At 60.4% G+C, this 9,644-nt stretch carries 11 protein-coding genes; 8 read left to right on the top strand and 3 right to left on the bottom strand.

Annotated elements, in window-relative coordinates; genetic code table 11:
- The first annotated feature begins 1,645 nt into the window (after positions 1 to 1,645).
- A complete protein-coding gene (gene trxA / locus FJ248_08400) occupies positions 1,646 to 1,990 on the top strand; it encodes a thioredoxin (GenBank protein ID MBM4120899.1) in 345 nt (114 codons plus the stop codon).
- 105 nt (positions 1,991 to 2,095) lie between these two features.
- The gene (gene recN, locus FJ248_08395) at positions 2,096 to 3,781 is read left to right on the top strand and encodes a DNA repair protein RecN (GenBank protein MBM4120898.1); all 1,686 of its coding nucleotides are present in this window, start codon (positions 2,096 to 2,098) and stop codon (positions 3,779 to 3,781) included.
- A gap of 115 nt (positions 3,782 to 3,896) precedes the next feature.
- Here recN and FJ248_08390 read toward each other — a convergent pair whose 3' ends face one another.
- From FJ248_08390 to FJ248_08380, 3 genes are read right to left on the bottom strand one after another with little or no spacing between them, the layout of a single operon-like run.
- Positions 3,897 to 4,892 (bottom strand): hypothetical protein, encoded by a 996-nt coding sequence (locus tag FJ248_08390; GenBank protein ID MBM4120897.1) that lies wholly within the window; start codon positions 4,890 to 4,892, stop codon positions 3,897 to 3,899.
- Positions 4,893 to 4,921: 29 nt separating this feature from the next.
- The gene (locus tag FJ248_08385) at positions 4,922 to 5,770 is read right to left on the bottom strand and encodes a hypothetical protein (protein MBM4120896.1); all 849 of its coding nucleotides are present in this window, start codon (positions 5,768 to 5,770) and stop codon (positions 4,922 to 4,924) included.
- A 60-nt stretch (positions 5,771 to 5,830) separates the two neighbouring features.
- A complete protein-coding gene (locus FJ248_08380) occupies positions 5,831 to 6,595 on the bottom strand; it encodes an exonuclease (protein MBM4120895.1) in 765 nt (254 codons plus the stop codon).
- A gap of 128 nt (positions 6,596 to 6,723) precedes the next feature.
- Between FJ248_08380 and FJ248_08375 the strand changes: the two genes are divergently transcribed.
- The 6 genes from FJ248_08375 to FJ248_08350 form a co-directional block, all read left to right on the top strand.
- Positions 6,724 to 7,110, top strand: a complete 387-nt coding sequence (locus FJ248_08375; GenBank protein MBM4120894.1) for a hypothetical protein — start codon at positions 6,724 to 6,726, stop codon at positions 7,108 to 7,110.
- The gene (locus FJ248_08370) at positions 7,107 to 7,388 is read left to right on the top strand and encodes a DUF507 family protein (GenBank protein ID MBM4120893.1); all 282 of its coding nucleotides are present in this window, start codon (positions 7,107 to 7,109) and stop codon (positions 7,386 to 7,388) included. The genes FJ248_08375 and FJ248_08370 overlap by 4 nt, the downstream gene beginning before the upstream one ends.
- Before the next feature lie 7 nt (positions 7,389 to 7,395).
- Positions 7,396 to 7,671 carry a DUF507 family protein gene (locus FJ248_08365; protein ID MBM4120892.1) on the top strand — a complete coding sequence of 92 codons (276 nt, stop codon included), beginning with the start codon at positions 7,396 to 7,398 and terminating at the stop codon, positions 7,669 to 7,671.
- Positions 7,672 to 7,685: 14 nt separating this feature from the next.
- On the top strand, positions 7,686 to 8,147 hold the full coding sequence (locus tag FJ248_08360; GenBank protein MBM4120891.1) for a tetratricopeptide repeat protein: 462 nt from the start codon (positions 7,686 to 7,688) through the stop codon (positions 8,145 to 8,147).
- Positions 8,147 to 8,617 (top strand): thioredoxin-dependent thiol peroxidase, encoded by a 471-nt coding sequence (locus FJ248_08355; GenBank protein MBM4120890.1) that lies wholly within the window; start codon positions 8,147 to 8,149, stop codon positions 8,615 to 8,617. The genes FJ248_08360 and FJ248_08355 overlap by 1 nt, the downstream gene beginning before the upstream one ends.
- A 554-nt stretch (positions 8,618 to 9,171) precedes the next feature.
- A partial coding sequence (locus FJ248_08350; protein ID MBM4120889.1) for a hypothetical protein occupies positions 9,172 to 9,644 on the top strand: 473 nt, incomplete at its 3' end.

The following is a 9,644-nucleotide window of genomic DNA, read 5'->3' as shown; positions in this document are numbered from 1 at the left end:
ATACGATCGAACCGAAGATCGTGTATGAGTATGTCCCGCCAACGGATCAATCTAAAATCGTTCAAGTCGATGACGTGGATGATCTCGGCAAAAAAAATCTCGTGACGTACTCGATGCAAAACCGGCTATTGGGGCAGGATGCGCGCGGCATGACGCGGAACTGGTTAAATCTGACGCTCGCGCAGAGTTATCGGCTTGGAGCCGTGCAGACGCAGGCGCGCCGGTTCACCTTCCCGGGCAGTTCCCAGTTCACCAGTAACACGCAGGCGACTCAGCCAGCCATGACCGCCGTGCAGGGCAAGAAGTTTTCTGACCTTTGGCTCCGCGCGGTCATTGGCGATCCAGCGCCCCCGCCCGTGACCCTCCCGGGGCAACAGCAGCGCAGCGTGCTGCCGCCGGTGAGCAACACGCTGACCATCGACGCCTTTGTCAATCCCTACACGGGGGGGGTAAGTCAGATCAACGCGGATCTACGAGTCCAGCAGTCGAATCAGTGGTATGTTGAAATTGGGCAGCGGTATACGCACGCGGGCAACCGTGTACGGCGTGGCGACATCTGGAATCCCATTTCGTTCAATGAGGTCTTCACGCCTTCGCCGGAGTTGCTGTTTACGACGTTCACTGCCGCCGTGCGGTTGCCGCATGGCTGGACTGTCGGGACAAAAATCTATTATGACTTTTTGTACACTGCAAGTACCACCAATACATCGAGCATGCTGATCCCCAGCAAGAAAACCAACAGTCCGGAAACGGACGTGGTGGCTCTCTATCAGAATCCGTGTAAATGCTGGTCCGCAGGCTTCTATTACCTCAGATTCCCAGATCGGGAGTCGTATAATTTCATGATCAGTTTGACTGGCATCGGGTGGACAGAAAATTTCGGCACCGCTGTGGTGAAATCCATTCTCAGTCCATTACTTATCGGTGAACGAGGGCTGCCGTGGGCGACACCCGGCGGTCCCTATGGCCGGCCACTGGCTCCGTACCCGGCTGATGCACCGGGGGGAGCTCCACGCCCCTGAGACAGGCACCAGTATTGTGCGTGGTCAGCAGGACTGCTGGTGTGAGAGCTAGCTTGCGAACAACCGCCCGTGTCACCTGCCGATGTGCGCAGGGGCAATTCCAGCAGGGAGGCGCACAAGTATGGTCGCGCGACTGCAGATTCCCGGCAAGTGATTGAGGCCTAGCAGCAGGAGTCGCCAAGTTGCTGGCGTCCCAGAGCGATGTGCCCCTGACCTATCGCGATCATGTGCTCAATGGCTCTCTGGATTATCTGGTTGCAGTCAAGCCGTGGGTCCAAGTTGAGCAGGCGGATGTGCATCTGGCGGGGCACGCTCTAATTGCACTGACCACTGCCGGCCATCTGAGCGCAGAGCCACTGAGATCATTGCTAAGAGCGTCGGCCGGCCGATGTACCGGCCGCCATGGCGGCCGCGGCTGGACAAAGTAGCCACGACTAGATGGTGGGGACCGCAAGTGCCCTGGCGTGTGGTGCCGCCGCGGGCCGGGTGAGCGGGCGTCCCTCTGGCATGGAGCTGACGCATGGGGCACTGCGCGTGTGGCGCCGTTGTTGACAGTCAAAAAGACCGTCGTGTACGATGCCGCCGGTGAGTGTGAGTGCAACTGAGTTGAAGGAGGCAGGCCTGTGGGACATGCGTTGAAGGTGGACGAAGCGAGCTGGGATGCCACGGTGATGCAGTCACCGGGGCTGGTGCTCGTGGATTTCTGGGCAGTTTGGTGCGGGCCCTGCCAGATGATTGCGCCGATCATCGACGAGCTGGCGGTCGAGTACGCCGGCAAGGTTACAGTCGCAAAACTCAATACGGATGAAAATCCCGAGATTGCCGGCAAGTATCAGGTGATGAGCATCCCGACCATCCTGATCTTCAAAAACGGGCAGCCGGTTGACCGGCTGGTCGGGGCCCTGCCCAAGCAGAAGTTTAAAGGGGTGCTCGATTCGTTGCTGGCCCAGGTGTCCAAGACGGCCTGACCGGAACAGTATCCCCGGGGCCGTCTGAAGGATGAACGTCGGGGGAAGGCCCCCCATTTTTTCGCTCGCGGTTCGCCTGCATCATTCATACGTCACACTTCCTGCATGCTCACTGAGCTGCGCATCGCCAAGTTCGCAATCATCGACCAGCTCAGCCTCGAGTGTGCGCACGGGCTCCATGTTCTGACCGGCGAAACCGGCGCCGGGAAATCCATCATCGTCGATGCCCTCACGCTGCTGGTCGGCGGCCGCGCGGACGAGGGGTTTATCCGCGCGGGGGAGGAGGAAGCCGTTCTGGAGGCAGCCTTCACGGTTCCCGCTGACAATCCGCTGGGGTTCCGGTTGCGCGAAGCGGGGCTGCTAGGTGAGGGTGAGACGGAAGTAATTGTCCGACGGGTCCTCTCGCGGACCGGTCGGCATAAGCTTTATCTCAACGGCAGTCTGACACCGCTCAAGACACTCCAAAGCCTTGCCGGAACCCTTATTGACATTCACGGCCAGCACGAGCAGCAATCGCTGCTTTCCGCCCACTCCCAATTGTACGCGCTGGATGCCTTCGCCCACGCGCAGGACATCCGGCAGCCCTATACACAGGCCTACCACGAATGGCGCGCGCAACAACAGGATTGTGAGTTGCTGCGGGCACGCTTGGCTGAGCGCGCGCAGCGCGAGGAGCTGCTGCGGTTCCAGCACCGTGAATTGCAGGAGGCTAATCTCAAACCAGGGGAGGAGGAGGCGTTGCAGGCCGACCGCAACCGGCTGGCCCATTCGCAGCGGCTCAGCGAATTATCCCAAGGTGCCTATGGCGCGCTGTATGGCGATGACGCCTCGCTGCTGGGGTCGCTTGGTCAGGTGAGGGGTCAGCTGCGCGAACTCGCATCCATCGATCCGTCCGCTGGGGAGTGGATGGCGCTGTGCGACGGCGCCGTTACGCATCTCAAGGAGCTGGCGCAGCACCTGCGTGCGTACCACGAGGGGTTGGAGCAGGATCCGGCCCGGCTAGTCCAGATGGAGGAACGACTGGACCGGCTGCTGAAATTAAAGCGCAAATACGGCGGGACCGAGGCGGCGCTGCTGGCCAAGCGGGACGAGGTGCAGCGCGAAATCGATCTGCTGGAGTCCGGTGATACGCAGCTGGTTGAAATGGAGCGCAGAGCGGTCGAAACCAGAACGCAGGCGGAAAAACTGGCTGACCGTCTCTCGCGTGAGCGCGCCAAGGCTGGCAAAGCGCTGGAGTCGCGGGTGATGGAGGAACTGGCCGGACTTCGGATGGACCGCACTCGTTTTCAGATTCTTGTCGAGACGGATCGGACCGAGGCCGGCTTTGGCCCATCCGGCCGCGACCGCGTGGAATACCGGTTTTCAGCCAATGAAGGCGAGCCACCGCAACCGTTGGCCCGTGTGGCATCCGGCGGGGAACTGTCCCGCGTCATGCTAGCGATGAAGACGGTGTTGGTGGACACCGATGGGGTACCGACCCTAATTTTTGACGAAGTGGATGCTGGCGTCGGAGGGGCAGTGGCGGCTGTCATGGGCAAACGGCTGCATGCGCTGGCGAAATATCATCAAGTGTTTTGCATCACACACCTGCCGCAGATCGCGTCACAGGCGGACGTGCACTATGTGGTGGAGAAAGTCTCGGAGAAAAAACGGACGGTCACGCGCGTCCGCTGCCTGGATGCAGCTGGACGCAAAGAAGAAGTGGCCCGGATGCTGGGTGGTCTGGCCGTCACGAAGGCCGTGCGAGAAACGGCGGCAGAGATGATTAGTGAGGCGAGGAAAACGCACTAGCGGTCAGAGGCAGTGCATCCCCAGCGGGTGCAGCGCTATAGTATCGTCCAGCGTTCGCGTCCCTGCAATAGCGGATCTGTGACAACGGAGCGCGCTCACACCCAGATTAGACTTTTCAGGACGCGTCCAACGGGCAGCCGCCTGGCGTCATGTATAGCAGGTAATTGCCCATGCCATGCTGCACGTTCGCCTTGTGCAATGGGTGATGGTACACCATCGTCATCTCGTAGTCGTCCTGCCGCGTCACGGGGAAGCCCTGCCCGCTCTTGTAGACCTGGTGGGGCAGGAAGGACAAGAAGGTTCCGTCCATTGCCACGTCTGGGACCGTGCGCAGCAGCGTCCGGTTTTGCGTCTTGTTGTCGAGCGTGATCAGCAGGACTTCGTCGTGCCCATGGGGGTAGACAAACTTCACACAGCCGTCCAGGGTGAACTTCAGCGGTGCCGACAGGACCGTTACGCCGGGCTTCACTGCGATGCCCTCATCCGTTTGGTCAGGCCCGCGCTGAGCGAACTGGCTGTAGCAGACGATGTTCACGCCCACCTGATAGACCTCCATCTCCTTCACCTTCGCGCCCGGTTTAGCCGTATATAGTGTGAAGCGAGCCATCACGTTCTTAGTCGGCGGGGCCTTGTGGTAGAAGGCAACGACGGACATGAGGTGATGGGTCTTGTCGAGCTTCACCGCGTAGCCATCGGGGAATTTGGCCTCGGTCATCTCTAGGCCGGCCCCCGCGAAGAACAGCGGCTCACCGTCGCAGGAGACGCTTGGTTTGTCGTTGTCCAGCATCAGAATATGGTGCAGGAAGTTCTGTGGCAGTTGCTGGCCCTCGGCCGTGAACACTTCCGCTTTGTAGCCGGTCAGGTACTTGTCCTCCGGCAACTGGAAGATGTGCTTTGGCAGACTGGCCGCCAGTTCGCCCTCGTGGGGGGAGGGCAGATCCACTGGGCCGAAGGTGATGGTCACGGCATCCTCCGTCACAGAGACCCGCGTTGCCACCTGGTTTTTCAGTGTCGGCACGGCCGGGGCCGCATGGTGCTGGTGGCCGCCGTCGGCCAGGGCCGTTCCGACCAGCAGGAGTGCAAGACCTGGCGCGAGCAATATACGAGGCATCGTTCCTCTCGATCAGCTAGCCGGCTGCGTTAATGTGTTTGGATTGGGAGCACGCGTGTCCAGCGATATGTGCCGCCGTGCTCTTTAGGTGGAATGTTTATGTGAGTGCCGACGCGGGAATACCACCATATCCCCTTTGCGCTTTTGCCGTCCTCCGCGAGCAAAACTTCAAATCCGCCTTCGCGGTCATTTTCCGCCTGCTCCCAAGTGCCCTGCCAGAGACGGTTGGCAACGCCCGTGGTTTTTATTCGGCCGCCTTTGTGCGTGTAGGTGCCGTTACCGGCTTTGTCGAGCGTGGCTGTGTAGGCCTTGTCGTCTTCCTCAATCGTCCACGCGCCGCTAAGATCAGGCCGCTCGCCCGTGCCGGATACGTTCTGCGCCGAGGCGCCGCCGGTCGTGACGGTTTTCGGCACCGCTCCGGTCCGAAGGGACTCGTACCACAGGGGCTGCACCCCGCGGTCGCGGGGTTGTTGTAGCACGCCGGTCTTGTGCAGGGGGAGCGTCATGCGCATCTGGGTGGGGCCGGTGCTGAGGTGGCGCCGGTAGTCCAGCTCCATGTGTAACCAGGCCCCGTCGTCCTGCTGCCACAGTTGCACTTCTGGCAGGGGGAGTGCGAGTTCTCCGACGGCATCAAACTGGTTCATCATTTCATGTTCGACAGCTGGCCCGCCGACGTGCGTCCGCCCGTCGATCGAGGAGCCGGTGACATCGGCACCGGGGGACATATCTGGTGAAAGCGTGGCGCTGGGCCAGTCCGCGTTAGCCTTGACGAGGCGGGGCAGGGGCTCCTGCGCCGTGGCAGGATTGGAGCCGGCTTTAGTGGGGAGCGGGCTCCAGCATAGCGCGGCGACCAGCACACACAGTGCGCGTAGCCGCATGCATTGAGTCAACGGCATTGCTCGCCCACGCTACGCGCGGTCGTGTGACTTGTCAACGTCTCAGCGTGCCCCAGAAGGACCGTAGCGCGCAACCATTGCCCCATACAAATGCTCAGCAAGCGGCTGAAGGTTTTTTGTGTCAGCGGCGTTATATGTGATGAGTTTTGCCAGCGCCTGCTCGTCACCGGCCTGCCACTGGTGCCACAAGCGGACGGCCTCCCAGCCGTCCATGCCCTGTACGGATGCGTGCCGTGCGATGCCTAGTGTGGCTTCAATGTGTTTGAGCCCACCCGTGTAGCCCAGCCGACGCGCAGCGAAGCAGAGATCGAAATGCGGCTGGTCAAGCGGCAAGCGGGGATACTTGGCCTTAAGAAAGGGCAAATCGAAGCCGCTGCCGAAGAAGGTCACGATCAGATCGTAGCGCTCCAATTCCTCCATCAGCCGCTGCCCGGTCAGCGACTCGTTGCGGATCAGGGTGGTCATCCGGCCGCCGCCGTAGAGACCGACCATCGTGACGTCGCCCTCGTCAGGCGCGGTGCCGGTGGTTTCGATGTCGAGAAACACCGTGCGCGCGCGGAAGGCCTCGAACAGCCGCCACTGATCCCGTGGTTTCAGGCAGCGGGCGAAGTGTCGTGCGTCACGTTGCGCGAACCGGTCGCGGGCCTGCGCCACATCCCGGTCATAAAGCGATTTGCGCGAGCAGGAGATGCCGGGCACCTCGCCGGCTTCGAGAAAGGCGTCCCACGATAGGACACCGTGTTCCCACAAGCGGCGTTCAGTGAACTCGCCGACTCCAGCGAGAAAAATGAAGGTGGATTCCAGCATGGGTTGTCCGGGCTCCGTCCGGTGCGATTGTAGCAGAAGTGCACCGCTGCGTGGGGGGCAGCCTTGATTTCATGTCGGAAACACGTTAGATTCCGGTCGTATTTTCCCCGGGATAGCGCAGCAGCATCATGCCGGATCAACAGCCTCGACGTATTCGTATTTCCATCGGTTCGGTCAAGCTTGAGGCCGAACTCAAGTCGAACAAGACCGCGGACGGCGTCTATGCTGCGCTGCCGGTCGAGGCGCCTGTCAACATGTGGGGCGAGGAATTTTACTTCGCGATTCCTGGCGTGAAGGACCACCGGGAGACGGCTACTACGCAGGTCAAAGTCGGCGATGTGGCCTTTTGGGGCGCGGGCGGGGTGTTGGCCCTATTTTTTGGGCGGACGCCCATGAGCATGGGGGCCGATCCTGTGCCGGCCGACCGAGTCAATGTGATCGGCCGTATTATGGGCGATGCCACGGCGCTGCGGCAGGCGATGGGGTCGACGCGCATCAGAGTCGAGCGGATATGAAACTCTCCAAGGAACGAGTGGCACACATGGCGCAGTCGCTCGCGCAGCGGCTTACGCAGGAGCACCTAGTGCAGCTTACCGGCTCACAGAAGGCGTTTGAGGATACGCTACAGCATGCCATCACGGGCGAATTGATGGTGGAGGAGAAGCTTAACGCCGAAGTCCGTATTCTTATGCAAAAGTATGAGGCCGAAATCGAGAAGGGGAAGGTGGACTACCAGAAAATGTTTCTCATGGTGAAGAAGCAACTGGCCAAGGACCGCGGGATCGTGCTATGAGGCGCGTATGGTGCTGAGCGAAGACAAGGTCAGTCATTTGTCGCACGTGATCCTGGGCGCCGTGAAAAAAAGCATGGCGGTCAAGCTGACAGGCGACGAGGCGCAGGCGCTGCGCGAGATCAAGCGTGTGCTGGCCGCCGAGCTAGCTGCGGAGGCGGAGATTGACCGCGCAGTCCGCGCCAAGCTAGCGTCCTATTCGCGTCCGATTTTGGAGGGCAGCCAGGAGTGGGACGTGCTCTACCGCACTACGTTTGAGGATGAGAGCCGCAAACGGAAACACTAGGAGCAGGTAATATCATGACTCATCGTACACCGTTTCGGATCGGAGTGTTGGCCGTGCTCAGCGCGGCCCTGCTGCTATCCGCCTGCGCAAGCAAGCCGAAGCCAAAGGTACGCGAACCGCTGCCGCTGCCGGTAAACGCGGCGCAGACCGCGCGGCAGGCCACGACACAGGGGACACAGGCCTTCTACGCCGGCGATTATGATGGCGCCAAAACGTTTTTCCTGCAAGCGGTGTCCGCCGCACCCAATCTGGGCGAAGCGCACTACAATCTTGGCCTGGCGCTCTTCAAGCTGGGCGATACGGATGTCGCACGAGAGCAGTTCGTCCAGGCCGCGAATCTGTCGCCGGGAAATAAAGTGATCTGGGATTCGCCCGCGCTGAGCCCCTACAGCACGCCTGATGCGAACATCCCCAAAAAAGATAAAGAGCATCCCTACGCCAACTCACGTCCAGGCTTCGGAGGGGGGCCGCGGTAGTGGCTGCAGCGGTTGAAGCGGGGAAGAAAGCGCCGGCGTTTTCGCTGCCGGATCAACATGGCACGACGATTCGCCTCAAGGATCTTAAGGGCAAGCCGATCGTCCTGTATTTCTATCCTAAGGACGACACGCCGGGCTGCACGAAAGAAGCCTGCGACTTCCGCGACCACGACACGGCCATCAAGAAAACTGGCGCGGTGGTCCTCGGCGTGAGTCTGGACGACGAGGCGGCTCACCAAAAGTTTATCGCCAAGTACAGCCTGCCGTTCACTCTGCTCTGCGATAGGGACGCAAAGATTGCTAAGGCCTACGGCGTCTACAAGCAAAAATCGATGTACGGCAAAAAATACTGGGGTATCGAGCGCAGCACCTTTGTCATTAATAAGACGGGTGTTGTTGCGATGGCCTTCCGCAAGGTGACCGTGGAGGGGCATGCACAGGAAGTCCTCTCAGCGCTGAAAGCGCTCTAGCCAATGGACGCGGGTGAGAAAACTTGGCACGGGGTTCGTGCAGCGTCGCTTTCAATGCTGGCGGGCCTTGGGCATCTGTATCTGGGGGAAAAGAGAGGCTACCCGTTCCTCACAATCGGCATGATCTTACTCGTTGTCTCCCGCACCATCTGGCCTCCAGCCGAACTATTTTACCTCAGTTTCGCAATCTTCTCCGGATTCGATGCCTTTTCGATCGCCAAGCGTGGACATGGATTAATGTAGGTAGGATAGTGAAGCGGCCGGCCCACGCGTTGCTCGTCGTCAGCAGTTGTCTGATCAGTACAGTTTCATATGCGGCTTCGCCAATAGACGGACAGCTGTCCGTTCGCGACGTACTTACCATGCCGGGGCAGCCGTCCCGGATTGAAGCAAATCTTACCCGCCGGGGAACAACCGCAGAGCGCCAGGGATTAGCTGGTTACCCGCTCGAGTTGATTATCGAGGGGAGGCAAGCGGCAACAGGCAGAACGGGGGAAGATGGCCGAGCCTATCTGGCGTACACGCCACGGACGCGGGGAAATCACGATATAACAGTGAGGCTGCTGCCGGATTTTGGTGTCGTTGCCTCAGATGCGCAGGCGACGGTGGGGGCGTGGGAGCGCCGCCGGCCGATTCTTCTCGTTGAGCTGACGTCAGTGGTTCGGCAAGAGGATGCCTCCGCTGTGTTGGATTCGGCGGATGAACTGACGCGGCTGGCGCGGTTTTTCTACAACGTCATTTATGTGTCGTGGTCGCCAGATGACCGATCGTTGCCGGGGAGTGTTGAGGGCAATCCTCGTGCGTGGCTGGAGAAAAATAACTTCCCGCGCGGGCTTGTGGTCAACCTGCCGATGGGCGCGCAGTCGCTGAAGGCCAAGATCGAGCAGTTGCGGGCGGCGGGATGGATAAATATCAAGGCAGGGATCGGGCGAACGAAAGGGTTCGCGGACGTGCTGGTGGAACATCGGATCGAGGTTGTGCTTGTGCCGAAGCCGGCGAAGGGCGAACTGCCGAAGAAAGTTAAGAC

This window comes from Nitrospira sp. (assembly GCA_016873435.1).
Taxonomy (GTDB): Bacteria; Nitrospirota; Nitrospiria; order Nitrospirales; family Nitrospiraceae; genus VGXF01.
Note: the sequence above shows the minus strand (reverse complement) of the source record. Positions and strands in the feature narration are given on the sequence as shown.

What these genes read in the sequence shown, in the direction of transcription:
- recN (MBM4120898.1), top strand. Translation starts at nt 2,096, where the DNA reads ATGCTCACTGAGCTGCGCATCGCCAAGTTCGCAATCATCGACCAGCTC.
- FJ248_08390 (MBM4120897.1), bottom strand. Translation starts at nt 4,892, where the DNA reads ATGCCTCGTATATTGCTCGCGCCAGGTCTTGCACTCCTGCTGGTCGGA.
- FJ248_08385 (MBM4120896.1), bottom strand. Translation starts at nt 5,770, where the DNA reads ATGCGGCTACGCGCACTGTGTGTGCTGGTCGCCGCGCTATGCTGGAGC.
- FJ248_08380 (MBM4120895.1), bottom strand. Translation starts at nt 6,595, where the DNA reads ATGCTGGAATCCACCTTCATTTTTCTCGCTGGAGTCGGCGAGTTCACT.
- FJ248_08375 (MBM4120894.1), top strand. Translation starts at nt 6,724, where the DNA reads ATGCCGGATCAACAGCCTCGACGTATTCGTATTTCCATCGGTTCGGTC.
- FJ248_08370 (MBM4120893.1), top strand. Translation starts at nt 7,107, where the DNA reads ATGAAACTCTCCAAGGAACGAGTGGCACACATGGCGCAGTCGCTCGCG.
- FJ248_08365 (MBM4120892.1), top strand. Translation starts at nt 7,396, where the DNA reads ATGGTGCTGAGCGAAGACAAGGTCAGTCATTTGTCGCACGTGATCCTG.
- FJ248_08360 (MBM4120891.1), top strand. Translation starts at nt 7,686, where the DNA reads ATGACTCATCGTACACCGTTTCGGATCGGAGTGTTGGCCGTGCTCAGC.